We start from the raw sequence: 26,455 nt of genomic DNA, 5'->3' as shown, positions 1-26,455 counted from the left end.
GGTGGGCGCGTCACGCGCCGGGGGGCAGGTCGGGCACCGCGTGGCGCGCCGTGAGCTGGCGCAATGCGTCCAGCTGTTCGGCGAAGCGGTAGTAGAACTTCACATCGTTGCCCAGCACGTTGCCCATGCGGGCGGCATGCACGTTGCCGATGCCCACGCCCGACATCTGGTGGTGCACGCAGGCGACCAGGCCGCAGTATACGGCCTCGAAGCCGTGCAGGCACAGGTCCAGGTCATGGGCGATGTCGTCCATCTGAGAGGGCGAGAAGCGGATGTCGAAGTCGCGCACGGCGTCCAGCGCGGCGCGGGTGAACACGTGGCAGCAGCCCATGACGTTGGCCGTGGGGCGGATGAAATCGTAGAACCCACCGTCGTAGTTGAAGCTGGGGGTGCTCAGACTGATGCGCAAGAGGCCCGGCTGGGCCACGGACACGGTGCGGTAAAGGTACTGCAACCGGCGCGGCGCACCGGGAAAGACGGTTTTGGCCCCGGCCACGCCCGCGCGCGGGTTGGCCCGCAGCACGGATACCAGCATGGCCAGCCAGGTGGCGGGAACCTCCACGTCGTCATCCAGGAAGGCCACGTATGCGGCGTTTCGCCCGCGCGGCGTGTGCAGCAGCCAGTTGCGTGCGGCAGGCGCGCCCACGTTGACGGGCAGGTCGATGATGTCCATGCGTCCGCCGAACAGGCTGGCGTTCAGGCCCGCCGCCATTTCGGAGGAACCGTCGGAGCAGCCGTTCAGCAGCAGGGTGATGGTGGCGTTGCCGGTGTCCGAGGCCGCCAGCGAGCGCAGCGTCTGCTCCAGCAGATCGCGCTTGTTGTAGGAATACAGAAAGATGGCGAGTGGGCCGGTGGAGGCGGTCAGCGCATCGGGCAGGGGGGCGAAGGGGGCTTCCAGTTCGCGCAGGCGCAGGGCCACGGGAATCTGCGTGGGGTCGAGGCGGAGCGATGCCCGGTAGAAGTTCATGCCTTCGGCCCGGTCATTGGTGCGCACGGCCAGTTCCGCGGCGCAGTTCAGCCAGCCGGGGGCGCCCGCGCCCGCGTCGCGAGTCTGGTCGCGCAGTTCCAGCGCCAGGGCGTCGCTGCCGTGCAGCATGCACATCCGGAACCGCTCGCGGTCGAAGATGCCGCGCAGCAGGGGCGGGCAGCGAAGCGATTCGTGCCAGCCCTCGCCGGGGGGAGTTCCCAGTTGCAGGTCGAGGAGCAGCAGGCGATCGGCGATGTCCACGGAAAAGGGCATGTCGCGGAACAGGCGAAGCAGCAAGTCGCGTGCCTCGGCCGGGGGCTGGTTGGCGGTCTGTTCCACCCGCTGTCGCATGGGATCGGGGATGCGCACCTTGGCCAGCGCCCGGTGCAGGGGGGTGTCTTCCGGGCTGCCGTCCACCCGTGCGGCCAGCACCGCAGCCTGTTCGTTGAAGGGGGCCAACCGGGCATAGGCACGCACCAGCCAGCGCAGCCACGCCACCTGGCGGGGGGTCTGAAGTCCCCCGGATTCGGCGGCTAAACGATTCAGGTAGTGGACGCAGAGCGTGGCGTCGAGCAGGAAATTGCCGAGATGGTTGCGCAGATGGCCGATGGCGTCATCGACGGTCAGGGCTTCCAGTTCGGTTTGAAGGCCGGGGGGAAGATACCTGTAGTGCATGGCATCTCCGGCAATTGCGCGGGCGGCGGGTTGTCGGGCCATGTCGGAGAATGCACGTTTCGCGCCAGCGGAAAACGGCAGTTCCTGCCGCGATGCTCCCGGATCGGGCTTGCGCCGGGTGGTGCCGCCAGCGGCGCAGGCCGCCGGGATGCCGGGATGGACGCGAGGGCAGGGCTACCCGCCGCCACGGCCCCCCTTGTGCTTGCGCTGGCGCACCACACCCCACACCTTGGACCATTCCTGCTCGTAGGTGGAGCGGGCGGCCTCCTCGGCCTGTTCGCAGGCGGCCCGGGCGGCCTGCTTCGCGCCTTCGGCGTTCGCACCGTCGCCATCGGGAGCGGCGCAGCCCTGTTCATCGCGGCAGGCATCGGCCAGGCGCGCCATGGCTTCGTCCATCTGCCGTTCCAGCATCGCCAGGTATCCAGCCTCGTCTTCCATGGTGCCTCCCGGGCCGCCGTGCGGCAGCCCCCATGGGGGAGTTCCGGCGCATGTCCGGTCGTGACCGGCAGCGTCCGGACGCAGGTTGCGCCCGCCAGCGGTACTTCCCAACGATACCCCTTGCACAATACCCCTGACCCTGCATACCCGCATCGGATGGCCTCGTCCACGCGGCACGCCATGTGACGATGGCCCCTGCGCGGGAGTGCGACCGGGGGGTGCGCCTTCCATCGAGCAGGGGCGGGGTTCTCGGGGAGAGGATGGGGCAGGGCGAGGGGGCGAAAATTTTTCCGGCCCGGCATGGGGACAGCGCAAGATTCGGATGGAAAAGCAAACGCGGCGGCCCTATGTTGCCGTCATGGACACGCCCATCCGCCATGCCGGGGCCGCGATCAAGCCCGCCGCGCCCGCCCCCGCCCCACGGTCCGACGACCCGCGCCTGGCATTGGTGCGCGCCGCCTGCGTCACCCTGCGCGAGCGCGCGGAGCCGGTGCCCCTGGCCGAACTGGCCGAGGCGGCGGGCCTGAGCCCCAGCCATTTCCAACGGGTGTTCACCCGGCTGGTGGGCGTCTCTCCGCGCGAGTACCAGCAGGCCTGCCGCGAGCAGCGCCTGCGCGGCGCGCTGGAACGGGGCACGCCCGTCGCCGAGGCCATCTACGAGGCCGGGTTCGGCTCGCCGAGCAGGGTGTACGAGGATGCGCACGGCATGCTGGGCATGACCCCGGCCCGCTACCGCAAGGGCGCGCCCGGCCAGCGCCTGGCCGTGGCCGCCGCGCGAACCTCGTTGGGCTGGCTGGTCATGGCCGCCACGCAGGACGGGGTGTGCGCCATCGACATCGGCGATGACCGTGAAGCCCTGCTTTCCGGCTTGCAACACCGCTTTCCCCGCGCCGAACTGCACACCCCCAGCGGCGAGGTGCAGCAGTGGCTGGGCACGGTGGTGGCCTTTGTCGAGCATGGGGGCGCGCACCCCGCGCTGCCGCTGGACGTGCGCGGCACCGCCTTCCAGCACGCGGTATGGAGCGCCCTGCGCGAATTGCCGCCCGGCGTTACCCTGGGCTACGGCCAGCTTGCCGCGCGCATCGGCAGGCCAAAGGCGGTGCGCGCCGTGGCCGCCGCCTGCGCCCGCAACCCCGTGGCCGTGGTGGTGCCCTGCCACCGCGTGCTGGGCCGAGACGGCGCGCTGACAGGCTACCGTTGGGGGGTGGATCGAAAAGCCGAACTGCTGCGCCGCGAATCCGCCCGAATGCCAGGCGGGTGACTGCATAGCGCCGTCCCCCGGCCATCCCGCAGCCACGCGCGCGCCGTCTCCGCCGTCCGCCATCCAGAGGCTGACCGCAAGGCGGATCAGGCCGATACGGGCGGCAGGGGAGGGAGGCCGCAGCGCCATGGGCCTGCCCGCCGCTTGCGGAAGGAAGGCCCGGCGACGACGAACGAGAAGGCGCAAGCACGCCGCAGCCCATCACCGCACTTTGTTCGATGTCGTCATTCCCGCCGTTTCGGGCAGCTCCGGCAGGCGCAACGCGCGTCGGAGTGCCGTCCCCCGTCGTGACCGACCGTTCGATTGGGGCGGGGTCACCTGTCTTCCCTCGGGAGGGAACATGCGTCCCGTCGATCTGCTTCGTCTGTTGCTGCTGGCCGCCATCTGGGGCTCGTCGTTCCTGTTCATGCGGCTGGTGGCCCCGGCGATGGGGCCGCTGCTGACCGCGGAACTGCGCGTGCTGCTGGCGGGCCTGGCCCTGTTCGCCTGGTTCCGCACCACCGGCATGGATATTGGCCTGCGCGTCCACTGGCGCTTCTTCGCCATCGTGGGCACGGTGAATTCCGGCGTGCCCTTCGCGCTGTTCGCCTACGCCGCGTTGCACATTCCGGCGGCCTATTCCGCCGTGCTCAATGCCACGGCACCGCTGTTCGGGGTGATCTGCGCGGCGGTGTGGCTGCGCGAGCGGGTCACCCCGGCCCGCGTTGCCGGGCTGGCGCTCGGCATCGCCGGGGTGGCCGTCATGGTGGGGGTGGGGCCGGTGCGGCCGACCCCGCAGGTGCTGCTGGCCGTGGGGGCCGGTCTGGCCGCGCCGCTGTGCTATGGCCTTGCCGCCACGTACATCAAGCTGCACGGCGCGGGCATTCGCCCCGGCGCGGTGGCCGCGGGCAGCCAGATCGGCGCGGCGCTGACCCTGCTGCCCGTCCTGCCCCTGTGGCCCGCGCCCGCCGTGCACGACCCCGCGCTGCTCACTCCGCTGGTGCTGGCCTGCACCGTCACCCTGGCCCTGGTCTGCGGGGCCGTGGCCTACCTGCTGTACTTCCGGCTGGTGGAGGATGCCGGTCCGGCGCGCGCCCTCACCGTCACCCTGCTCATTCCCGTGTTCGGCATGGGCTGGGGCGCGCTGTTCCTTGGCGAGCGCATCACCCCGGCCATGGCCGCCGGGGCCGCGTGCATCGTGGTCGGCCTTGTGTTGCTGCTGGACCTGCGCCAGCTGTTCCGGGGACGGATGCCCGGATAGGAAAAAACAGGGCGTCCCTGTAAGGATTTCTCCCTGAATGAAAAAGTGACGGCGGGCAGGAATCGTGTTTCCTGCCCGCCGTATTGCTTTGCGGAAATGGATGCGGCGGTTGGTGCGCGCCTTGAGTGCTTCCGTACCCTGCGTGCTAGATATCCGCCCCGATCTTGTGCATGGCCACCATGCCGCCCTGTACGCTGACCGTGTTGGTCACGCCTTCCTTGGCCAGCATGAGCTGGGCGTCGTAGGCGCGCAGGCCGGTGTTGCACACCAGCACCACGGTGCGGTCGGTGGGCACTTCGCCCAGCCTTTCGTGGATCTGTTCTTCGGGAATGTTCTTCCAGTGATCGGGGTACTTTTCGAGGAACGGCACGGCATTGCCCGCAAGCCGGGTGTCGATGAAGCACACCGTGTCGTTGCTGGCGCGCTCGTTCCACAGCCGCTCGAATTCTTCGGGGTCGATGACTCTGGCGCGGCCTTCCAGGATGTTCTCGGCTACGTTGCCCGCCACGTTCAGGATGTCCATGGCCGAGGCGAACGGCGGCGAGTACACGATTTCGGCGTTGCTGATGTCCTCGATGGTGGGCTTGTCGGCCAGCATGGTGGCCACGGCATTGATGCGCGCGGTCAGTGCGTCGCCCAGGGTGGATACGCCCTGGATGCCCAGCACCCGGCGGGTGGCCTTTTCCACCACCAGTTCCAACGACATGATGGTCTTTTCCGGGAAGAAGTGCGCCCGGTCGAACTGCTCCACATGCACGTTGATGGCGTCAAAGCCTTCGCGCAGGGCGGTTTCTATGGTCAGGCCCGCGCCGCAGGCCGAGATTTCGAACAGCTTGACCACCCAGCTGCCCACCGCGCCGGGGAAGGTGGCGTCGCCACCGGCCAGGTTGGTGCCCACCACGCGGCCCTGGCGGTTGGCCATGGACCCCAGCGGAAAGAAGCCGGGCTTGCCGGTGATCAGGTTGGGGATGGTCACGCAGTCGCCGCCGGAATAGATGTCCGGGTCGCTGGTCTGCATGCGGTCGTTGACGATCAGCGCGCCGCGCGGGTCGGTATCCAGCCCGGCGGCCTTGGCGATGGCCGTGTTGGGCGACACCCCGGCGGCCATGATCACCAGTTCCGCGTCAAGGGTGCGCTTGTCGGTCACCACGCGGGCCACGGCTCCGTCGTCGCCTTCCAGCCGCACCACCTTCTCGCCGGTCAGCACGGTGACGCCGTTCTTCTCCAGGTCGTGGCGCACCATGCGGGTGAGGGTGGAGGACAAGAAGCCCGGCATGAGCCGGTCAGCCAGTTCCACCACGGTCACGCCGATGCCCCACATGTCGGCAAGGGCCACGGCCATCTCCAGGCCGATGAACCCGCCGCCCACGATCACGGCGTTGCTCACCGTGCCCCCGGCCATGGCATTGCGGATGAATTCCGCCTCTTCCAGGTTGGTGGCGGCGGTGACGCCCGCGAGGTCCAGCCCTTCCACGGGCGGCCGGTTGGCCCGGCTGCCCAGCGCCAGCACCAGCTTGTCATAGGACAGGGTTTGACGCTCGCCCGTGCGCAGGTGTTCCACCAGCACGGTTTTGGCCGCGCGGTCGATGGACACGGCGCGGGTTTCGGTCAGCACGTCCACGTCCTTGTTGATGCGGAAGAATTCGGGGTCGCGCACCACGTTGTAGGGGGTGGCTTGCAGCGCGTCGATGTTGTTGACCTCGCCCGAGACGAAATAGGGGATGCCGCAGCCGCCGTAGGAAATGCGCGGCGACTGGTCGATCATGGTGACCTTGGCGTCAGGGGCGAGGCGCTTGAAACGGCAGGCGGCCTTGGGGCCAAGGGCCACGGCCCCGATGACGACGACGTGCTTGGACATGCTGGAACCTCCGTGGGCTGCGCGCGGGTGACGGCGCGGGGTGCGGCGCGCGGCGCGGGGTCGCGCGTCTGTTCGGGCTTGCGCGGATGCGCCGGGGCTGGCCGGAACATGGGTCAGCGGCGGCGACGCGGTGCGAAACGATCGGAAAAGTTCGGCCCCCGCAAGGGGGTGCACTGCCCCAGGCGCGCGCGGCCGTCAAGATGGCTGCGTGGAATCGGCCATTTCCGGTGACGCCATGCAGTCAGCGTGCTGCCGCAACGCCGGGACGACGGCGTGAAATACCCCACGCGAGTGGGGTTATTGCCTACCGTCTGGGTATGATTTAGGCGCTTTCGCGCCGCGTGGCAAGGTCTGCGTGTGCTCACTCCAGGCGTGTGGAAGAAAAAGTGGGTTCCGAGCCGTTGCACGCGTGCCGTGCAGGAGTGGATGATGCAGGATTGCCGTGCGGTTCGGGCACGCGCTGGCAGCGTGAGGGAAAATTGCGGCGCGACTCGCCACTACCTGTCGGCGGGGGCAAGACCGGGCAAGGAAGGGCAGGGATTGGCGAGGATGGCAGGAACCAAGGACATGAAGGCGGGGGACATGAAGGCGGGGGGCGGGAGCAGGCTGGCGACTGCGGGCGGCGTGGCGGCCGGAAAACGGCAAAAGGAAAGGCGTGCCGCTCCGGATATCCGGGAGATTCCGCGCTTTGCGCCGGGATCTCTGCTGCACGCCTGTTAGGGATTATCTTCCGTGTCCCTATTCATCGGGGGCAACTCGCTTTGCCGTTATGGGGGTAAATCTCTGCCAGAACAGTCCTCCGATGGTGTTCTTCGCTTGCTCACCCTAGCCGCGTTCCGTGCGTCGTGCCGTGGCTCGGCTGGGCTCCGCCTGCTTCCGGCGCAGGCTGCGAGCGCTCTGTGCACTGGTTGCGAACCTCGCGACGCCCTCGGCATCGCTGCGTACTCCGGCGGGATGCCGACCCACTGGCTAGGTCGATCTTTTCCGCCGGTGATTACAAGGTAGCTGCGTGTCGCCCTGCTGTAAAGGGGGTGTGGCGTTGTGAAGGCACTATTGCGGCGGATGCATGGCATTTTCCTGCATGCTGCGGTGTGTTGCAACATGGCGCATCCATTGATGGACATGGATATGCGCATGCGCGCATGCTGCACGGCGCAAATGCGGCAAGTGCAACATGGCGTAGCAAAAGGGTATTTTTCTTCAAAAAAATACCCGGAGCAATGGCGGCATGTTGCGTCAATGCAGAGGGCGGCGCGCTGGTATGCGGCACTGTGCGCCCGCACGATGCATGGGGTTGCCCCATGCGCCGTCAGCCGTACTGGCCGTGGGGGCAGGACAGCTGACGCGGCCGCGAGGAACACCCCGGATGCACGCACGGACGCGCGCCGTGAAAACCACGGGATGCGAGCCGGGTGAGCGGGGTTCGCGCTTCGGGAAGGGCGCGGCCGCGCCGCGCCGCGCCGGGGGCAGGCCCGGCTACTGCACGACGTCGGATTCCATGTCCGGCCAGTCGTATCCGGCGTCCGTCCCGTCCTCGTCCCTGTCCTTGTCGTCGTCATAGTGGTCGGCGGCGAGGCAGGCATCATCGCTGCCGTCCGCATCGCCCGCGCCACTCCCCTTGTCCCCGCGTTTGCCGCAGGGGCGCAGGTCGCGCTCCCAGTCGATGCGGCCCGCGATTTCCGTCACCAGGTCGCCCAGCCCCTGCCGCGTGGCGGCGGACAGGGTGATGGCGTCGGGGTGCACCGCGCGCAGGGTTTCGCGCGTGGCCTCGTCCAGGGTGTCCCACTTGTTCAGCACCAGCAGGCGCGGCACTTCGTGCAGCTCCATGTCGGTGAGGATGGTGTCCACCGCGGCCAACTGGCGGTCCAGTTCCGGGTGCCCCGCATCGGCCACGTGGATCAGCAGGTCGGCCGCCTCCAGTTCCTCCAGCGTGGCGCGGAAGGCTTCCAGCAGTTCCTTGGGCAGGTTGCGGATGAAGCCCACGGTGTCGGCCAGGATCAGTTCGCGCTCGTGCGGAAAGCGCAGGCGGCGGGTGGTGGGGTCCAGCGTGGCGAACAGCTTGTTCTCGGCCAGCACGTCGCTGTTGGTCAGGGCGTTGAGCAGGGTGGACTTGCCCGCGTTGGTGTAGCCCACCAGCGAGGCCAGCGGCACCCGCTGCTTGGCCCGCCGGGCGCGGGCATAGGCGCGCTGGCGGCGCAGCGATTCCAGTTCGTCCTTGATGCGCCCGATGCGGTCGCGGATGCGGCGGCGGTCGGTTTCCAGCTTGGTTTCACCGGGGCCGCGCCCGCCAATGCCGCCCATCAGGCGGTCCATGGCGCGGTTTTTACCCACCAGGCGGGGCTGGGTGTACTTCAGCTGGGCCATCTCCACCTGCAGCTTGCCCGCGCGGGTGGTGGCGTGCTGCGCGAAGATGTCCAGGATCAGCTGGGTGCGGTCCAGCACCTTGCGTTCGGTGACGTCGGCCAGGTTGCGCAGCTGGGCCGGGGAAAGCTCGCCGTCGAAGATGATCATGGTGGCGTTGCCCTGCAGGGCCAGCACCTCCAGTTCCGCCAGCTTGCCCTTGCCCAGGATGAACTTCGGGTTCAGCGAGGGCACGCGCTGGATCAGTGTGCCCGCGCAGCGCACCCCGGCGGTGCGGGCCAGTTCCACGAGTTCGGTCAGGTTCAGTTCCTGAAGCGCACGGGGGGCCGTGGACACGCTGACCAGCACCGCGGCCGGGCCGTCATCCTCGGAGGCAAGGGCGGCGGTGCGGGCAATGTGCTCGGCGTGACTGCGCCCCTGCGGCACGGCCCCTGCGGCAATGCCCGCCGTGCCTGTCTTGCGGGCGGGCGCCGCCGCGCGCGCGTCGCTGGCGGCGCGGGCCATTTCCTCTTCCAGCGCCTCCACCTGGGCCACCATGTCCGCGTCCACGCGGTCCCACGGCTGGGCCGGGTGCACCCGGTAGGGCTTGCCGTCCACGGCCTGCGGCAGCAGGTGGGCCTGCTGGAAGGTGAGCGGTTCGCCCCATTCGTTCACGGTCAGCACGCCAAAGCCGTCCAGCCGCAGGAACAGCAGGTCCATCAGGTCTTCCTGCGAAAGCAGGTCGGTCCCCAGGTGGGTGTGCAGCAGGCGCAGGCCGCGCAGGCGGCCGGAGCCGGTGCGGGCGCGGGGCAGTTCCGGAATGGTGATGGCCCCGGTGTCGCCCACCAGCACCATTTCCACGCGGCCCTGCCGGTCGATGAGCAGGGCCACCTGGCGGCCCACGCTGCGCGAGAGCGCGGCAAGTTCGCGGGCCTGCTCGTGCGAATAGCCGCCCACGGAGGGGAAGCGGCGCTGGTACAGGCGGGTCAGGGCCTTGACGTGGCTGGGCTTGAGCCCCTGGGTGTTGCCGAGAACCTTGGCGATGGGAGTGCTCCTGCGCTGGCGGGATGGAAATGGGGCGCTCGGGCGGCTGCCCGGCGCGAAAACCCATCATACGCGGAAGGGGCGGCACGGGGAAGCGGCGGAAACAGGGCCTCCGCACGGCTGCCGGGCTGGCGAACTGGCCGCCGTGGGATGCAGGCCGAGCGGATTCCGCCCCATGACAAAACCGGGCGCCCTTGCGGACGCCCGGTCGGCAGTCGAAACGGAGACAACGGCCCTAACGGGCAGCCGCCGCCAGATAATCGGCGATCATCCGGTCGTAGGCCGCCGTGGCGGCAAAGGTGAGCACCGACATCTCGCGCCGGAATTCCAGCCCCACGCGCATGGAGTTGCCGCGCATTTCCTCCATGGCCCGGCCGTAGTACGCGGGCGAGGGCAGCACGAGGATGGAGTGGTAGTTCTTGGCCGCCGCGCGCAGCATGCAGGGGCCGCCGATGTCGATTTCCTCCACGGCCTGCTTGAGGTCCAGCCCCTTGGCCGCGGCGGTGGCGAAGTCGTACAGGTTCACGCAGATCAGGTCGAACGGGGCGATGCCCAGTTCGCGCAGCGTGGCCACGTGCTCCGGGTTGTCCTTGTCGGCCAGCACGCCGCCGTGGATGTGCGGGTGCAGCGTCTTCACCCGGCCCCCGAGGATTTCGGGAAAGCCGGTCACGCGGCTGACGGGGGTGACCTTCAGCCCCGCGCCTTCGAGCATGCGGCGCGTGCCGCCGGTGGAGACGAGTTCCACGCCGTTGCCCGCCAGAAAGGCCGCGAAGTCGGCCAGGCCGCTCTTGTCCGTGGCGCTCATGAGCGCCCGTTTGATGGGCAGGAACTCCATGCATACTCCTTGTGCGCGTAAATGATCACTTGGCAGTGCCAGAAGACGTGCGGCAGCGCAAGGGCGTGAGCGGCGCGGGCCGTGGCGTGCGGGGCCGCTCGCCTGCCCGGTGTCGGTGTGCGTCGTCCGCCCCGGCATGAACCGCAATGCGGTTGCGGACGGCGCAATGGCGGGGCCGGGCGCATGCGCGGACAAGCGGCGGGGGAACCCGCAACTCTGCAGCCGACTAGTCTTCCTGCCCGCCCTTCAGTTTGCGGAAGATGGTGCTGCGGTCCACGCCGAACTGCTTGGCCACCTCGGCGATGGTGCCGTAGCGGGCCAGCGCCTGGCGCAGCACGCGCCCTTCCAGTTCGTGCATGATGTCCTTGAAGCTGCGCCCCTCGATGTCCACCCCCGCTCCGGCGCTGGCGCATGGCGCGGCCTTGGCCTGCGCGGGGCGGACAAAGGGCAGGTCGCGCGGTTCGATGACGTTGCGCTGGCAGGTGACCACCAGCCCCTGCATCAGGTTTTCCAGTTCGCGCACGTTGCCGGGCCAGCCGTGTTCGCGCAGGGCGTCCTCCGCCTGGGGCGACAGGGCCAGGCTGCGGCGGTATTTGGAGCAGTAGAATTTCAGAAAGCCCTGCGCCAGCGGCACGATGTCCGCCTTGCGCTGGCGCAGCGGGGGGATGCGGACAACCGCCACCTTCAGGCGGTAGTACAGGTCGCTGCGAAAGCGCCCGTCGCGCACCTCTTTTTCCAGATCCTTGTTGGTGGCGGCCACGATGCGCACGTCCACCCTGGATGAGGTGGTGGAGCCCACCCGCATCACCTCGCGGTCTTGCAGCAGGCGCAGCAGGCGCGACTGCATGGGCATGGGCAGCTCGCCGATCTCGTCGAGGAACAGGGTGCCCCCGGCGGCGGCCTCGATGAGGCCCATCTTGCCGTGCCGGTTGCCGCCGGAGAAGGTGCCCGGCGTGTACCCGAACAGCTCCGTCTCGATGAGGTTGGCGGGAATGCTGGCGCAGTCCGCCTTGATGAACGGCTTGCCCGCGCGCGGGCTGACCGAGTGCAGCCGCCGGGCCAGCACGTCCTTGCCCACGCCGGTGTCGCCCAGCAGCAGCACCGTGGCGTCGGTTTCGGCGATGCCTTCCAGCTGTTCGCAGATGTTGCGCATGACGGCGCTGTGCATCATCTGCGGGTAATTTTCGGTGCGTTCCTGGTCGAAGTTGTTCAGCTTCTGGAAGGCGTCCAGCAGTTCCTTCTGCGCGGCCAGTTCGCGCTTCAGCTCCACCAGGGTGGTCACGTCGCGCATGAAGGTGACCACGAAGGCCACCTCGCCCTCGCGGTCCAGGATGGGGCTGCCGTCGAGGATCAGTTTGCGGCCGTTGGAGACGTTCTGGATGGTGGTGGTGCCCTGCCGGGTTTTCACGATCTCGGGGTTCAGGACGATGTCGAACACCCCGTGGCGCACCATCTCGATGGCCGACTTGCCGAGCAGATCCTCCTTCGGGATGCCGGTCAGCTCGCTGTGCCGTCGGTTGAGGTACACGATGACCCCCGTCCGGTCGGTGATGCAGATGGCGTCCCTGAAGGTGTCCAGCAGTTGGTCGAAATACTGCGAAAACATTGGATGTCCTCTGACAGTTGGAGCGTCCGTTTCGAATCGTGGCGTGTCGCTGACGAGGTGTTGTCGCCGCATGGAGGGGCTATGACCCATCACTCGGTGCATTGTCCATCCTGCAACAGGAGCCTCCCGACCCGCGCAGGCGGGTCGGGAGGCTGGGGGAAGACGTGCTGTCTCGTGTGTCCCGTTTCCTGGGCTATTGGCCGTAGCCGAGGGTGTAGGGCAGCCACGTGCTTATGGCGGGGCAGAACGTGAAGAGAAGGATGCAGATGGTCAGTGCGGCAAGATAAGGCAACACCGCGACCGATGTGCGTTCCACAGAAAGGTTGGTGATGCGGGAGGCGACGAACAGGTTGACCCCCAGCGGCGGCGTGAGCATCGCCACGTTGTTGGTGACGACGAGGATGATGCCAAAGTGGATCGGATCGATGCCGAGCTTGATGATCATCGGCAGCAGTACCGGCACCAGAATGATGATGGTGGAGAGGGTCTCCATGAACATGCCAAGAACATAAAGCAGCGCGATGATAAGCAGAAGAACCACTTCTGGCGAATCGGAGAATCCCAGGACGAGATTGGCGAGGCGTTGCGGCGCTTCTTCATATGTCAGGATTTTGCCAAAAAGCGTGGACGTGCCCACGATAAGCAGCACCGCGCCGCACACCATCGCGCCTTCCAGCAGCGCCTTCACGACATGTTCCCACTTGAGGGCTCGGTTAATGACGATGCCGACGAACAGCGCCCAGATGATGGCAACCACCGATGCTTCCACGGGCGTTGCGTATCCGGTGTAAATGGAGCCGAGGATGACGACGGGGGTCGCCAGCGCGAAGGCGCATTTCCGGCAGCTTGCGCAAAAGTGGCGCCACGCGAATGGGGGGGCACTCTCATCCCCCTTGAAGCCGGAGCGCTTGGCCAGCAGGAAGGCGGTGGCGATCATGGCGGCGGAGACGATGAACCCGGGTATGAAGCCCGCCGTGAACATGGCGGTGACGGACAGGTTGCCGATGATTGCATAGATGATCATCGGGTTGCTGGGCGGAATGAGGATGCCTATGGTGCCCCCTGACGAGGCGGCGGCAGCAGCGTATTCCTTGGAATAACCGTTGCGGAGCATCGCCGGGATGAGGATGGTGCCAACGGCGGCCACGGTGCCTGGGCCAGAGCCGGAAATGGCGGCGAAAAACGTGCAGGCGACAATGGTGGTTATGCCAAGTCCTCCGTACATGCGCCCCACCATCTGTTTTACCACGTCCACGATCTGGTGCGTGATGTTGCCATACTCCATCAGCGTGCCGGCAACGACAAAACACGGTATGGCAAGCAGGGGGAAGATGTTCAGCCCGTCGAATAACGTGTTGTGCAGGATGGAGATGGGCAGCAGGTCATTGGTCATCAGCGCCGCTGCGGCGGCAATGGCAAGAGACATGAATATGGGAACACCGAGCGCAAGCAGCCCAACGAGAGCGAGTAACGTGATTTCGAGAGGCGTCATTTACGCAGCCTCCTCGTAGTTCACCAGGTCGTACAGGGTGCCGTTTCTCCAGTGGACCAGGTATTGCTCGGCAATGCGCCAACTGGTCAGTATGAAGCACGCGGGAATGATCATTTCCACATATCCTTTCACCACGCCGAGGGTGGGGGAGATTTCGGGGAATGCCAAAGCCTCGCCTATGGCATCGAAACTGACGCTGGCGAAGTAGAGATTGAAGGCGATCCACAGGATGTCGGTGGCTCCCCTTACCGCCAGCCGCGCGGGTGAAGAAAGGAAGGCAAACTGGGCGGTGATGCGCACATGGGCGTTGCGTTTCACGGCAAGCGCCGCTCCAACGTAGACGGACCAGATGAAGCTGTAGCGCGAAAGTTCTTCGGTCCATGCGAACGAAGAGCCCGTGATGATGCGCATGATCACCTGGATGGAAAGGCAACACACCATCGTGGCGACGAGAAGGGCGCAGATATATTCTTCGAGGTTGTCGTAGCATTTCTTGAGCAGTGTCATGGTCTCTCCGTTGCGTCAGGCATCGGGGGCGTCGGGGCCGGGCGTGCATGGCCCGGCCCCGGTGTATCTAGTTGTTGGCGATGATGGCGAGGGCCTTGTCCAATTGCTCCTTGCCGCCAATGGCTTCGTGGAATTGGGGCCACAGGGCACGGGATTTTTCCATCCAGGCGGGCTCATCGGAGAGCTTGTGGATGCTCATGCCGCGTTCAAGGCAGGTCTTGAGCGCGGCCTTGTCCTGCTCCGCTGCCCACGTCCACTCGTAGCGCGCGGCTTCGCGCGCGGCCTTGTCCACCAGCGACTTGGTTTCCGCAGGCAGCCTGGAGTACCAGCTTTCGGAAACCAGCAGCGGCCCGACCCAAAGCATGTAGTGCAGATCGGTGATGTACTTCTGCACTTCCCAGAACTTCTGGTCGCGGTTGATGGAATGGGGGTTTTCCTGTCCGTCAGCCACGCCCTGCTGCAGGGCATTGAAGGTTTCCGACCATGCCAGGGGGTGCGGTTCGACACCCCACGAACGGAACGATTCCAGCTGGATGGGCACGGCGGGGACGCGAATTTTCAATCCCTGAAGGTCGGACATCTGGGTCACCGGGCGCTTGGAATTTGTCAGTACCCGGTACCCGCCAACCAGCCATGCCAACGGGCGGGTCTTGCTTTGCTTGGCAACGGCGTCACCCAGCTCGGACAAGAAGCTGTCGTTGCCCAAAAGTGCGTATGCGTCTTCGATTTTTGGAAACAGATACGGCAGAACCACCAGCGTGGCCCGAGGCGCGAAGGGGGTCAGGTTGCCTGCGGCCAGCGCGGAGATATGCAATTCGCCGCCGCGCAGCTGTTTCACGTTGGACTGTTCGTCTCCCATGGAGCCGCCGGTGAACAGTTTGACGGCAATGGCCCCGCCGGATTCTTTTTCGATGATTTCCTTGAATTTGGTCAGACCCACCACGTGGAGGCTGCCTTCAGGGTTGGCGGTGGCCGCCATGATGGTCATGGGCTTGTACTCCGTTGCTTCAGACGCGGCAGACCACGACAGCATGAGGGCCAAAGCGGCGAGCAGGGCCAGGAGTCGATTCATGTCTGTATCCTCCGGGGTGTGCGCGCCCGCCCGGTGGGGGCGCGCGGGTGGTGTTCGTTTAGCGGGCGGTAAAGCCGCCATCCAGCATGATGGTCTGGCCGGTGATGTACGCGGATGCCTCGCTGGCGAGGAACACGGCCACGCCGTGGATGTCCTCCAGTTGGCCGTTGCGGCCGAGGCAGGTCTGGGCAGCATTGCGGGCCACGGCGTCCGGGTTCTGGAACACTGGCGCGGTAAGCGCCGTGGGGAAGAAGCCGGGGGCGATGGCGTTGCAGGTGATGCCGTGCGGTCCCCATGCCTGGGCTATGGCCCGCGTCAGTTGCACGATGCCGCCCTTGGCGGTGCCATAGGGGGCGCCGTCGGGCATGGCGCGGTACGAGGTCAGCGAGCCGATGTTGATGATCCGACCCCAGCCGCGCTCGCGCATGCCCGGAGCCAGGGCCTGCGTGAGAAAGAACGGGGCGGAGACGTTTACGTCCAGTTGTTGTCGCCACGCCTCGGGCGTGACGGTTTCAAATGGTTGGCGCAGATTGACCCCGGCCCCGTTGACCAGGATGTCCACCCGGCCCAGCAGCCGCTGCGCCTCTGCGGCGCGGTCGGCGATGCCGGGCAGGTCCGCGAGGTCGGCGGGCAGGGCCAGCGCGTCCACGCCCAGCGACTTCAGGCGGCCGGCCGCCTCGTCCAGTTCGCGCTCGCGCCGGGCCATCAGCAGCACGCGTGCTCCGGCGCGCCCCAAGGCCGCGGCCATGGCCTCGCCAAGGCCGGAGTTGCCACCGGTGATCAGTGCGGTCTTGCCGGAAAGGTCGAACAGCGATGTGTCGCTCATGCGTTCCCTCCGTTGCTTGTGGGGCGCATCAGGCGTTCAGGCCCAGCAGGCGCTCGGCGTTGTTGAACATGATGTTCGCCCGCGCCTCGTCGGTGAACGGCAACTGCCGATAGACCTCCAACTGCCCCCGGAAATCCAGGAAGGGGGCGGCGCTTGCGAACAGTATCTTGTCGCCGATGAGCGTGTTGGCGGCCTTGATGTAGCCTTCGGAGAAGGGCGAGTTCTCGTATTCCGAAAGGTCCATGTAGACGTTGCGATTGCGGTGCACAACCATGATCGCCTCGTCCACCCACGGGTAGGCCCCGTGGCTGATGACGATTTTCAGATCCGGGAAGTCGGCGGCAACGCGGTCGATGTGCCGGGGGTGGCCGTCTTCCATCACCGCGCCGCGCACCAGGGTGCCGGGGCCGGTGGTGATGACCACGGGCACGTCCAGTTCGCAGCAGGCGGAGTAGATGGGGTAGTAGCGGGCGTGGTCGGCGGGGATGCGGGCCAGGTAGGGGTCGGTGGCCGCGCCGCGCATGCCGTGCTCCAGCACCATGCTTTTCAGTTCGCGCACGGCGGCCATGCCCTTGTGCGGGTCCAGCCCGGCGAAACCGATGAACCGGTCGGGGAAGCGCCTGGTGATGGCGAGCACGCCGGGGTTGCCGGAGGCGAGACCGTAGGTGGTCTCGGCGTCGCGGCTGGTGATGACGCCCTTCACCACGCCGTGGGCGTCCATGTCCTGCACGATATCTTCAAGCGACTGGGCGTATGCGCGGTCCGCATACTTGAACAGGGTGAACATATCGCCGAACACCGGGTGGGCGAGCATGCCGTTGACGGCATCCGGGGTGTTCGGCCGAAAGCGGAAGTCTATGACTTTCACGGGCAATCTCCATTGCGGTGGAATTCAAACGCCATGATCGAACGTTCATGCGGTGCCATGTGCGTTTGCCGGTGCAGGGGGGTGCCGCCCCGTGCATCGCGCTGCCCGCCCACGGGGCGGGTGCAGTGGGAAGAGCAAGAAGGATGCCTTTGTGAACAATGGCGCGAATGAGCCCGAAGAATGATGCGGGTAATCGCAACGATACCTATAAAGGCTGTAGTTTTATGTGGTTAGGTGTTGTGTGGGTCGTGGGCTGGTCCCTCCCGCGTCAGAGGTGTGAGCTCTGGAGGGCGTAATGCGGGGAGAGGTACCGGTTATCGCGAGTGGTGACTGTTAGTATTATTTATGCAACATACCGGAATTTCGTTTTTGAAACAGCGGAGGGTTTCGTGTTTTCGTGGCGGCGATGCGGCAACGCGACAGTGCAAAATTGCGACTGTTTGCGTTTTGCTCTGTAACAGTACGAATTTATTTATAATTTGTCCTGTGGTGATGGTGTGTGTTGCGGGTTTGCAACGTTGGGGTGTGGTGAATGTGCCTTTTTGCACTACTTTCACTGGCGACAGTGGGCGACGCTGCGAAAAAGGCAGCGCCCCCGGCGTGTGGACGGGGGCGCTGCGCTTCAGGGTGGGGGGGACGGCGGATCAATGGTTGGCCGAGGCGGCCGGGCTGTCGATTCAGCGGGCCAGGGCCACTTCCTTAAGGCGGCGCATGAGGCCGTCGGCCAGTTGCGTGCCCCCCATGGGAAAGGCGCGGCCCAGGAATTCGTACTTGGCCTGGCCCATGCGGTGGTAGGGCAGCAACTCGTAGACCAGGTTGGCGCGCTTGGGCAGGAACCGGGCGATGGCCCGGATGTCGTCCTCGGCATCGTTGAAGCCGGGGATGACCGGGGTGCGGACCAGTATGGGCAACTCGGGAAATTCGCGGCACACGCGTGCGAAGTTTTCGAGAATGCGTTCGTTGCCCACGCCGGTTCCGGTCTTGTGCCGTTGCGCATCCAATTGCTTGATGTCGAAGATCAGGGAATCAAGATAGCGGCAGGCTTCGGCCAGCATGTCGCCGTCGCAGTGGCCGCAGGTTTCCATCACCGTGTTGATGCGCCTGCGGCGCGCCTCGCGCAGCAGGGCTAAAGCGAACTCGGGCTGCTGCATCACCTCGCCCCCGGACAGGGTCATGCCGCCGCCGGACCGGGCGTAGAACACCGCGTCCTGTTCCACGGTCTCCAGCACCTCGGCTACGCTCAATCGCTGGCCGTAAACGCTCATGGCGCCGGAGGGGCAGGCCCCGGCGCAGGCCAGGCAGCCGTCGCAGCGGGTGCGATCAATGGCCAGCAGGCCCTCGATGTCGAGGATGCAGCCCTTGGGACAGGCGGGAATGCAGCGTCCGCACACGGCGGGCGACAGACACTTGCGCCCATTGAAGCCGCGTTCGGGCATGGTGCGCTGAGATTCCGGGTTGCTGCACCACGCGCAGCGCAGCGGGCAGCCCTTGAAGAAGACCATGGTGCGAATGCCCGCGCCATCGTGCACGGAATACTTCTGCATGTTGAAGACGATGCCCGTCTGTTCCTTGTCCTGCATGGGGTGCCTCTTCCTGCGGCGGCGAAGAAGGGGGAAGGCCGGTGGCCTTCCCCCTGCGAAAGCGGATGCTACATTTCGTCGTGTTCGGTGCGGTTGATCACGTCGTCCTGCAGGTCGGGCGACAGGTCGCAGAAGTACGAGCTGTACCCCGCGATGCGCACCAGCAACCCGCGGTACTTGTTGGGGTCCGCCTTGGCCTTGAGCAGGGTTTCCTTGTTGATGATGTTGAACTGCAGGTGCCACAGCTTCAGGTCGCACCAGCTGCGGATGATGTCCACGAGCTTGCGGGTGCCCGCCTCGCCCGAGACGCACTTGGGCGACAGCTTGATGTTCAGCAGGCGCGAGGCACGGTTCTTCAGGTCGCAGTTCTTGGAGTTGTAGTTGGACAGCAGCACCGCCGTGGGGCCGTTGTGGTCCGCGCCGTGCGAGGCGGAGGAACCGTCGGACAGGGCCGTCCACGCCTTGCGGCCGTTGGGGGTGGCGCTGACCACCTTGCCGAAGGGCACGTGCGAGGTGATGGGCACGTAGCGCACGTCGCAGTTGACGCCCCGGATCCTGGAGTACTTTTCCGCGAAGACCTGGGTCATGCGGTCCACTTCCTTGGCGATGGCGTCGGCGTAGGGCAGGTTGTTGCCGTAGCAGGGGGCCGACTGCATCAGGGCGCGCAGGGGCTCGTACCCCTCGAAGTCGTTTTGCAGGGCGGCCACCAACTCGGCCATGGTCACCTTCCTGTCCTCGAACACCAGCTTCTTGACCGCCGCCAGCGAGTCCACCACGGTGCCGTAGCCCAGGAACTCGAAGTACGAGAAGTCCACGCCGCCTTCGATCTTGGGCGATTGCAGGTCCTTGCAGTCTTCAACGCACAGGTCGTGCAGCACCGAGGCAAAGGGCGAGGCAAAGTGCTGCGGGCGCAGGCAGTCCACCACGTACTGCTGGGTGAAGGCCTTGGACAGCAGGTTCATGTGCTGGGCCTTGTAGGCTTCCCAGAACTGTTCCCAGGTGGTGAAGGTGGTTGGGTCGCCGGTTTCCAGGCCCACCAGGTCGTCCTGACCGTACTTCAGCATCCGCCCGTTGTGCATGGTCATTTCCATGGCCGTGGCGAAGTTGATGTACACGCAGCCCGAGGTGTAGGTGTCGCGGTTGGGCATGCGGGCCTCGGTGCAGCCCGACACGGCGTAGTCCAGGGCGTCCTTGAAGGGCGCGCCCTTGGCCACGTACAGCGGCACGATTTCCTCGTCGTTGATCAGCTTGGGGAAGCCGGAGCCGTCCTTGATGGTCTCGGCCACTTCGTACAGGAAGCGTTCAGGCGAGCGCGAGTGGATGCGGGTGGCGAGGTCGGGGTAGTTCAGCGGGAATTCGCGTTTGGAACGCAGGAACAGGTAGGTCATGTCGTTGGTGGCGTCATGGCCGTCGGGGGTCTGCCCGCCGATGGTCACGGCCTCCCAGTGGGCGTACCCTTCGTTGAACTCGTTGCCGGTGGGGTTGATGTACAGGTCGATGAACTGCGCCATCTCCACCCACATGCACTCCAGAAGCTCCATGGCGCTTTCTTCGGTGATGCGGCCTTCGGCAAGGTCCTTGGCGTAGTACGGGTAGAAGTACTGGTCCATGCGCCCGTTGGAGATGATGGCGCTGGCCTTCTGCTCGATGCGCGAGAACATCTGCACGAACCATTGCGACTGCACGGCCTCGTGGAAGGTGCGGGCGGGGTGCGCGGGCACGCGCTCGCAGATGTCGGCAAGGTTCAGCAATTCCTGTTTGCGGGCGGGATTCTTTTCGGCGGCGGCCTGCTTGCGGGCGAGGTCGGCGTGGCGCTTCGCCCAGATCATGAAGGCGTCGCACACGATGACCATGGCTTCGAGGAAGGGCTTCTTTTCCCAGTTGTCGATGGGGCTGTCCGGGTCCAGCTTTTCCATGCGGGCCCGCATTTCGGCCTGGATGTCCAGCATGCCGCGTTGCAGCACCTTTTCGTAGTCGTGCACCCACTGCAGGGCGGAACGGTAGGAAGAGGTTTCGCTGACCACGAACTTGGACTTCAGGCCCGAGTCGTCGGTGTAGGTGACGTTGCGCAGTTCCTCGGGCAGGGCGCCGTTGAGGTGCTCGTGGTAGGTCTTGCCTTCCCAGTAGGGGGCGATTTCATCAAGGATGATGTTGATGTCCGTGTCCGAGATGCGGAACGGGCTCTTGGCGCGGTTCGGCAGGTCGCGCATGACCACGCCGTAGAAGTCGCCGTCGATTTCCGGGTACAAGATGCCGTAACGGCCGAACTGACCGGCGCGGCCCGCGATGAGCTGGTTGGGGGTGATGTACACGGTCATCTTCTCGGCGCAGTTCTTCAGCGCCTTGGCCCAGCGCAGGGCCAGCAGCTGGCCTTCGGTGGTGCGCATGGATTCGGTGAAGTAGCGGGCGCGCTCCACGTCGATGAACGGAACCTGGTACTGGAAGGTCTCGAGAATGCCGTAGACGCGCTCGCGCCCGGCCTTGTTCGGTTCCGGGCTCTGCAGGCGCACTTCCTGGGGGGAAAGGCAGCAGGTGGTCATGTAGGGTCTCCCTGGGCCATGGCCCATGTGAGTGATGTTGCGGATGCACGGCACATGCATGAACTGGCCGGGCATAAGCATTGAGCGTGCCATGCATGTAAAGTGTTTTATTCCAGAATATTGCGTGCATTTTTCCGGGGTGTTGCCCGTTGGGGTCGCAGCGTCGGATGTTGCAGAAATGCGGCGCGATGATTTTTTTAATAATCATTCCAGGCCCATGATTAGAATTGTGCAGAATGGCACAAGACGGATGGGTCGCAAAAACGCGACCGTTGCCAGAGGGGTCTGCACGGCAGGGTGTGGGAGAGGGGTGTGAGGGAGGCAGGAATGAAAACGCGGCGCACGGAGGAACTCCGTGCGCCGCGTTGCGTGCGCGGGCGTGATGGCAACCGGCGGGGCGCGTGGCCCCGCGCCCGGCGCTACGCCTTTTTCGCCAGCCCCAGTCTGGCCACCACCGCCTCGGCGGCGGCCAGGGTGTAGGCCTCGGGCGACAGGCGGGCCTTGTCGTCCGGGCTGACCACCAGCGCGGGCGCGTTGGCCAGGCTGGGGTCCGGGGTCACGCCGTATTCGGGCGGGAAGCTGTTGGTGAAGTACATGTCCTGGAAGCCCGCGAACTTCAGGCTGTGCGCCGTGGCGTCGAGCACGGCGTGCTCGCCCGGCGACACCAGCCCCAGTTCCCGGGCCTTGATCAGCCCGGCCAGGCATTCGCCGCCCTGGGTGCAGGCGATGTGCCCGTGGCGGTTGCCCCGGATCATGGCGTCCATGATCTCCTGCTCGGTCACCTGCACCACGCTGAAGGCGCGCTCGCCACCTTCGGCGATGAACCTGTCCGCCAGCGCCTGCACGCGCGGGAAGGATACCGGGTTGCCGATCATGGCGGCCTGGGCCACGCTGGGCTGCACGGTGACGGGCGCGTACGTGCGGGTGGCCGGGTCCGGCTGGCTGTAGTAGCGCCACACCGGGTCGGCATGGTGCGACTGCACGCCGATGACCCGTGGCAGCGCGTCTATGACCCCAAGGCGCAGCAGTTTCAGGAAGCCCGCCATGATGGCCGTGACGTTGCCCGCGTTGCCGATGGGCACGAACACGCACTGGCCCTTCATGTCCCAGCCGTACCACTGGGCCACCTCGAAGGCGTAGGATTCCTGCCCCAGGATGCGCCAGCTGTTCTTGGAGTTCAGCAGGGCCACCCGGTAATTTTCCGCAAGGTGTTCCACAACCTTCATGCAGTCGTCGAACACGCCGGGGATTTCCAGCACCGTGGCACCGCTGCCGAGCGGCTGCGAAAGCTGTTGCGGGGTGACCTTGCCGTGCGGCAGCAGCACCACCGACTTCACCGGCCCGCCCACGTACGAGGCGTACAGCGCGGCGGCGGCCGAGGTGTCGCCGGTGGAGGCGCACACGGTCAGCACCTCGTCCCAGCCGTGCTTGCGCACCAGCGCCTTCAGGTAGCTGAACGCGCAGGCCATGCCCCGGTCCTTGAACGAGGCGCTGGGGTTCTGGCCGTCGTTCTTGAAGGCGAAGGGAATGCCCACTGCATCGCGCAGCACGGGGGCCGCCTCGATGATGGGGGTGTTGCCTTCACCCAGGTACACGATGTCCTCTTCCTCCAGCACCGGGGCCATCAACTCATAGAAGCGGAAGATGCCGCGCAGGGCGGTGGTGCGGGTGGCGGCGCGGGCGTCGAACAGGGCGCGCCATTCGGGGCCGGAGCGCTGGGCCGCGAGCTTGTCGAAATCGAGGTCTTCCAGCAGGTACACTCCGCCGCAACTGGGGCAGGTGTACAGCAGTTCGTCGATGCCGCGGCGCTCTCCGCAGCCGAGGCAGACGTACTCCATCCGCGTGCGCGCGGCCGGAAAGTCGTGACCGGGTGCGGGACAGGATGTGGGACAGGGCATGGGGCCGGTCTCCTTGAAATCGTGCAATGCAGCAGTTGTGGCGCCTGCCGTGGCACCGGCGACAAAGCCGGGGCGGCGCCGTGAAAGCTACTTTTCCGGCGTGGCGCCGGGTTCGCCGTGCGCGGCGCAGCCGCACCCGCAGGGGGCCTGGCCGTCTGCCTGGGCGGTCGAAGCGGTGCGAGTGGCGTCGTCAGCCGCGCAGCCGGTGGGCGCCGCATCGTGGTGCTTCTTTTGCCAGGGCTTTTCCTCGCCGCGCGCCAGTCGGCCGATGTTCTCGCGGTGGCTCCAGTACACCAGGGCCATGACCACCAGCGCCAGGGGCAGCAGTTTCCACTTGCCGTACACCAGCAGGAACACCGGCAGGGCCGTGACCAGGGTCAGCGAACCCAGCGAGACGAAGCCCGAGCGCCAGATGACCGCGATGCAGGCAATGCCCGCCAGCACCAGCTGCCAGAAGGCCAGCGGAATGAACACGCCCACCGTGGTGGCCACCGCCTTGCCCCCCTTGAAGCCCAGGAAGCAGGAATGCAGGTGCCCCAGCAGGGCGGCCAGCGCCGTCAGGCTGTGGAAGAACGTGGAATCGCTGAACGACAGGGCTATGGCCACGGGCAGCGCGCCCTTCAGCGCGTCGCAGACCAGGGTGGCCACGCCCCACTTGGTGCCGCAAAGCCGGGCCACGTTGGTGGCCCCCACGTTGCGGCTGCCGCCGGTGCGCGGGTCCACCCCGCAGAAGGTGCGGGCGAACACCAGCCCGAAGGGGATGGAGCCCATGATGTAGGCGATGGCGATCCAAAGCAGGTTACCCATGGTCGTGCCTCCTGCGGGGGCTGGCGGGTGGGTGGAATGTCGTCGCGGTATCGTGCGCCGTCATCGGGTTCGGCTGCGCGTCCTTTTCGCGACTTGGGCCGCAGCTTGGGCCGCAACGCGGGCCGCGCCGGGTCACAATGCCGTCACTCTTCTTCCGCGTCCAGTATCTGGATTTCGTTGTTCAGCGGATGGATCTTGCCCACCCGCACCCGGAAGTGCTGGCCGGGGTTCACCTTGTCGCCGAAAGTGGCGCGCCGCCCGCGCAAAAACAGCTGTTCGCGCGGCAGGCTGACGGTGACGAAGGCGTCGTTTTCTTCGGTGACCACGGCGGACCACCAGGTCTTGTCGCCCTTCTGGCGGAAATGCAGCAGCTTCCAGTAGCGCGGGCGAAAACGCTGCACCTGGCCCGCCGCGTCCAGCCGGGCGTTCAGCAGGGGCAGCATGGCGTCCAGTTCCTCGCGGGTCCAGCGGCCCTGCCCGGTGGCCAGCGCGTGCAGCACCTGGGTTTCGTTGATCAGGTCGGGGTAGCGGCGCAGCGGCGAGGTGACCGGACTGTACGCGGGCACCCCGATGCCCGCGTGGGGCCGGGGCGAGGTTTCCAGCAGGGACGAGGCCAGGGCCTTGACCACCCGCGCCACCTCGTGCGGGGCGCGCCACACCCCGGCGTATTCGCGGGGGATGCCCACGTCTTGGGTGCGGTGCAGCAGGGCCACGCGGTTCTCACCGGCCCAGCGGGCCACCCCGGCGTTGGCGAGGATCATCATCTCGGCCACGATGGACTGGCTGCGGGGCGCGGCGGGCTGGTCCACGATCTCCACGACGGTGGCCGCGCCCTCGCCGGACAACGTCACTTTCGGGTCGTCGCGCTCGATGATCACCGCCCCGCGCCCGATGCGGTGGGACTGCAGCGCGCGGGCCAGCCTGTCGGCCACGGCCAGTTGCTCCGCATGGGGCGCGGCCGCGTTGTCCGGCAGGGGCAGGGGCGCGGCGGTGGCGTCGCCTGCGTCGTCCGTGGCGTCCGCATCGCCCGCCAGCATGGCCGCCATCAGGTCGTCGTCGGGGTTCGGGGCCGCCTCGGGCGGGGCCACGGCGGCAAGGCATGCCTCGCAGGCCTCGTAGGTGAGGTTGGCGGCAAGGCGCACCCATGCCCCGCTGGGCACGCAGGATTGCAGTTCGCCGTCCGGGGCCACTTCCATGGCCAGGATCAGCGCGGGGCGGTCCTGCCCGGCCAGCAGGCTGAAGAAGCCGATGCCCAGTTCCTCGGGCAGCATGTGGTGGGTGGCTTCCGGCAGGTAGATGCTGGTGGCGCGGCGCAGCACCGCCTTGTCCAGTTCGCTGCCGTAGGGCCAGGCCAGGGCCGGGCAGGCCAGGGCCAGCCACAGGCGAAAGCCCCCGTCGCCGCGCGGCTCGATGTGGAAGGCGTCGTCGATGTCGCGGGTGGTGGCCGAATCTATGGAGACGAACGGCGTGGCCAGCGGCTGGCGCCGGGCGGACTCCACGGCCCCGCGCAGGGCCGCGATGTCGCCCGCGTGGTGGGCGGCCCAACCGTTGCCGGGGTCGTAGCCCGCGCGGTCCATCCAGAAGTTGTGGTGTTCGGGCACCAGGCCCCAGGTTTTGGCCAGGTGCAGGGCCAGGTGCGGGTCGTCGGGCAGGCCCTTGGTCACCTGCTTCCAGACCGCCTCGGAGTCGTGGTCGTCCGGGTCGGCCAGGCGGGTCATGACCAGCGCGGCCAGCTGTTCGGCGATGTCCGGGGCGGGGCGTTCCGGCGATGTTTCCGGCGGCAGGGTGCGGCGGCGCGAGTGCACGTCCCACAGGATGCGCACGAATTCGTGTCCGGCGGCCACCAGGGCTTCGCGCTGGCGGGTGGCCTCCTGCTCGGCCATGCGGGCGTTCACCTTTTCGGCGGTGTACACCTCGAAGTCGGGCGGCTGGAACTTGAAGTGGGTCTTGCAGGACAGCATGGCGCGGCCCAGGGCGGCGAGATCGTCCACCTCGGGCGTTTCCCACAGCAGTTCCGCGAACCATTCCAGCGAGGCGCGGTCCACCTCGCCCTGGGCCAGGGTCCAGAGGTCCAGCGGGTCGAGCGTGGTTTCGCGGTCGTCGCGGCGCTGGCGGTGCAGTTCCAGCAGGTCGATGATCTGCTGGCGGCCGTAGTCGCCGGAGTAGACCGGGCCGGACCAGGGCAGCAGGCGGTTGGCGGTGAGTTTGGTTTCGCGGCGGTTGGCGAGCAGCAGGCGCAGCTTGCCTGCCTGCTCTTCGAGCACCCAGGCCGTTATGGGGCGGTTGCCCTGCATGAATTCCACGATGCACCCCGGGCCGGGGTAGCGCACGATGCCGGATGGTGCCGCCATGTTTCCCGCTTGGTTTGTTTCAGTGAGGCCGGAGCGTTGGTTGTTGGGCTGCCCCAGGCGCGCTATGTCAGCGCTGTGCGTCCTGTCAGCGCGGGTGCGCTGCGGGCGGAATCCGTCTTTTTGGGCCGGGCTGCGTTGGCGCTTGATTTTCGCTGCTCACGTACGCCGGTACAGCGTTGCTTTCGCCATCCGTATGACTCGCGCGTTGCGCTCGTCCAACGGCTGCCGATCTCCGCGCGAAAATCGCGCG

General features: G+C 66.7%; 18 protein-coding genes. 2 read left to right on the top strand and 16 right to left on the bottom strand.

Features of this window, described 5'->3' with window-relative positions:
• Nucleotides 1–10: 10 nt before the first annotated feature.
• Together RVX_RS16630 and RVX_RS16625 are read right to left on the bottom strand one after the other, a co-directional pair.
• Nucleotides 11–1,642: a glycosyltransferase gene (locus RVX_RS16630; RefSeq protein ID WP_116307582.1), complete on the bottom strand. Its 1,632-nt coding sequence runs from the start codon at nt 1,640–1,642 to the stop codon at nt 11–13.
• A gap of 174 nt (nt 1,643–1,816) precedes the next feature.
• On the bottom strand, nt 1,817–2,080 hold the full coding sequence (locus tag RVX_RS16625) for a hypothetical protein (protein WP_116307584.1): 264 nt from the start codon (nt 2,078–2,080) through the stop codon (nt 1,817–1,819).
• A 358-nt stretch (nt 2,081–2,438) separates the two neighbouring features.
• Here RVX_RS16625 and RVX_RS16620 point away from each other — a divergent pair, with 358 nt between their 5' ends.
• Together RVX_RS16620 and RVX_RS16615 are read left to right on the top strand one after the other, a co-directional pair.
• Entirely contained in the window at nt 2,439–3,341 is a 903-nt protein-coding gene (locus tag RVX_RS16620; protein ID WP_230404756.1) for a methylated-DNA--[protein]-cysteine S-methyltransferase, read from the top strand.
• Between the two features lie 340 nt (nt 3,342–3,681).
• Nucleotides 3,682–4,581: a DMT family transporter gene (locus tag RVX_RS16615; RefSeq protein ID WP_116307588.1), complete on the top strand. Its 900-nt coding sequence runs from the start codon at nt 3,682–3,684 to the stop codon at nt 4,579–4,581.
• A 145-nt stretch (nt 4,582–4,726) separates the two neighbouring features.
• Here RVX_RS16615 and RVX_RS16610 read toward each other — a convergent pair whose 3' ends face one another.
• The 14 genes from RVX_RS16610 to RVX_RS16545 form a co-directional block, all read right to left on the bottom strand.
• Nucleotides 4,727–6,439 carry an FAD-dependent oxidoreductase gene (locus tag RVX_RS16610; RefSeq protein ID WP_116307589.1) on the bottom strand — a complete coding sequence of 571 codons (1,713 nt, stop codon included), beginning with the start codon at nt 6,437–6,439 and terminating at the stop codon, nt 4,727–4,729.
• A 1,476-nt stretch (nt 6,440–7,915) separates the two neighbouring features.
• Nucleotides 7,916–9,736 (bottom strand): GTPase HflX, encoded by a 1,821-nt coding sequence (hflX, locus tag RVX_RS16605; protein ID WP_116307591.1) that lies wholly within the window; start codon nt 9,734–9,736, stop codon nt 7,916–7,918.
• Between the two features lie 322 nt (nt 9,737–10,058).
• A complete protein-coding gene (locus RVX_RS16600; RefSeq protein ID WP_007525076.1) occupies nt 10,059–10,658 on the bottom strand; it encodes an IMP cyclohydrolase in 600 nt (199 codons plus the stop codon).
• A gap of 226 nt (nt 10,659–10,884) precedes the next feature.
• The gene (locus tag RVX_RS16595; RefSeq protein WP_116307593.1) at nt 10,885–12,264 is read right to left on the bottom strand and encodes a sigma-54 interaction domain-containing protein; all 1,380 of its coding nucleotides are present in this window, start codon (nt 12,262–12,264) and stop codon (nt 10,885–10,887) included.
• Between the two features lie 193 nt (nt 12,265–12,457).
• Nucleotides 12,458–13,756, bottom strand: coding sequence for a TRAP transporter large permease (locus RVX_RS16590; RefSeq protein WP_116307595.1), 1,299 nt, complete (start codon nt 13,754–13,756; stop codon nt 12,458–12,460).
• The gene (locus RVX_RS16585) at nt 13,757–14,263 is read right to left on the bottom strand and encodes a TRAP transporter small permease (RefSeq protein ID WP_116307597.1); all 507 of its coding nucleotides are present in this window, start codon (nt 14,261–14,263) and stop codon (nt 13,757–13,759) included.
• Nucleotides 14,264–14,330: 67 nt separating this feature from the next.
• A complete protein-coding gene (locus RVX_RS16580) occupies nt 14,331–15,335 on the bottom strand; it encodes a TRAP transporter substrate-binding protein (protein WP_116307599.1) in 1,005 nt (334 codons plus the stop codon).
• Nucleotides 15,336–15,393: 58 nt separating this feature from the next.
• A complete protein-coding gene (locus RVX_RS16575; protein ID WP_116307601.1) occupies nt 15,394–16,161 on the bottom strand; it encodes an SDR family NAD(P)-dependent oxidoreductase in 768 nt (255 codons plus the stop codon).
• A 28-nt stretch (nt 16,162–16,189) separates the two neighbouring features.
• Nucleotides 16,190–17,029 (bottom strand): amidohydrolase family protein, encoded by an 840-nt coding sequence (locus RVX_RS16570; RefSeq protein ID WP_116307603.1) that lies wholly within the window; start codon nt 17,027–17,029, stop codon nt 16,190–16,192.
• Between the two features lie 677 nt (nt 17,030–17,706).
• Nucleotides 17,707–18,609 (bottom strand): (2S)-3-sulfopropanediol dehydratase activating enzyme, encoded by a 903-nt coding sequence (gene hpsH / locus RVX_RS16565; protein WP_116307605.1) that lies wholly within the window; start codon nt 18,607–18,609, stop codon nt 17,707–17,709.
• A 68-nt stretch (nt 18,610–18,677) separates the two neighbouring features.
• Nucleotides 18,678–21,149 carry a (2S)-3-sulfopropanediol dehydratase gene (gene hpsG / locus RVX_RS16560; RefSeq protein WP_116307607.1) on the bottom strand — a complete coding sequence of 824 codons (2,472 nt, stop codon included), beginning with the start codon at nt 21,147–21,149 and terminating at the stop codon, nt 18,678–18,680.
• 419 nt (nt 21,150–21,568) lie between these two features.
• A complete protein-coding gene (thrC, locus tag RVX_RS16555) occupies nt 21,569–23,047 on the bottom strand; it encodes a threonine synthase (protein WP_230404757.1) in 1,479 nt (492 codons plus the stop codon).
• Nucleotides 23,048–23,134: 87 nt separating this feature from the next.
• On the bottom strand, nt 23,135–23,854 hold the full coding sequence (plsY, locus tag RVX_RS16550) for a glycerol-3-phosphate 1-O-acyltransferase PlsY (RefSeq protein ID WP_116307609.1): 720 nt from the start codon (nt 23,852–23,854) through the stop codon (nt 23,135–23,137).
• A 143-nt stretch (nt 23,855–23,997) separates the two neighbouring features.
• Entirely contained in the window at nt 23,998–26,205 is a 2,208-nt protein-coding gene (locus RVX_RS16545; protein ID WP_116307611.1) for a ribonuclease catalytic domain-containing protein, read from the bottom strand.
• Nucleotides 26,206–26,455: the final 250 nt, after the last annotated feature.

This window comes from Nitratidesulfovibrio sp. HK-II (assembly GCF_003402415.2).
Lineage (GTDB): Bacteria > Desulfobacterota > Desulfovibrionia > Desulfovibrionales > Desulfovibrionaceae > Cupidesulfovibrio.
This window is presented reverse-complemented; position numbering and strand designations above follow the sequence as displayed.

Bases quoted from the DNA above. Each gene is read 5' to 3' on its own strand.
- RVX_RS16600 (WP_007525076.1), bottom strand. From the start codon at position 10,658: ATGGAGTTCCTGCCCATCAAACGGGCGCTCATGAGCGCCACGGACAAG.
- RVX_RS16625 (WP_116307584.1), bottom strand. From the start codon at position 2,080: ATGGAAGACGAGGCTGGATACCTGGCGATGCTGGAACGGCAGATGGAC.
- RVX_RS16620 (WP_230404756.1), top strand. From the start codon at position 2,439: ATGGACACGCCCATCCGCCATGCCGGGGCCGCGATCAAGCCCGCCGCG.
- RVX_RS16580 (WP_116307599.1), bottom strand. From the start codon at position 15,335: ATGAATCGACTCCTGGCCCTGCTCGCCGCTTTGGCCCTCATGCTGTCG.
- RVX_RS16630 (WP_116307582.1), bottom strand. From the start codon at position 1,642: ATGCACTACAGGTATCTTCCCCCCGGCCTTCAAACCGAACTGGAAGCC.
- RVX_RS16595 (WP_116307593.1), bottom strand. From the start codon at position 12,264: ATGTTTTCGCAGTATTTCGACCAACTGCTGGACACCTTCAGGGACGCC.
- RVX_RS16545 (WP_116307611.1), bottom strand. From the start codon at position 26,205: ATGGCGGCACCATCCGGCATCGTGCGCTACCCCGGCCCGGGGTGCATC.
- RVX_RS16575 (WP_116307601.1), bottom strand. From the start codon at position 16,161: ATGAGCGACACATCGCTGTTCGACCTTTCCGGCAAGACCGCACTGATC.
- hpsH (WP_116307605.1), bottom strand. From the start codon at position 18,609: ATGCAGGACAAGGAACAGACGGGCATCGTCTTCAACATGCAGAAGTAT.
- RVX_RS16590 (WP_116307595.1), bottom strand. From the start codon at position 13,756: ATGACGCCTCTCGAAATCACGTTACTCGCTCTCGTTGGGCTGCTTGCG.
- plsY (WP_116307609.1), bottom strand. From the start codon at position 23,854: ATGGGTAACCTGCTTTGGATCGCCATCGCCTACATCATGGGCTCCATC.
- hpsG (WP_116307607.1), bottom strand. From the start codon at position 21,149: ATGACCACCTGCTGCCTTTCCCCCCAGGAAGTGCGCCTGCAGAGCCCG.
- RVX_RS16585 (WP_116307597.1), bottom strand. From the start codon at position 14,263: ATGACACTGCTCAAGAAATGCTACGACAACCTCGAAGAATATATCTGC.
- RVX_RS16615 (WP_116307588.1), top strand. From the start codon at position 3,682: ATGCGTCCCGTCGATCTGCTTCGTCTGTTGCTGCTGGCCGCCATCTGG.
- RVX_RS16610 (WP_116307589.1), bottom strand. From the start codon at position 6,439: ATGTCCAAGCACGTCGTCGTCATCGGGGCCGTGGCCCTTGGCCCCAAG.
- thrC (WP_230404757.1), bottom strand. From the start codon at position 23,047: ATGCCCTGTCCCACATCCTGTCCCGCACCCGGTCACGACTTTCCGGCC.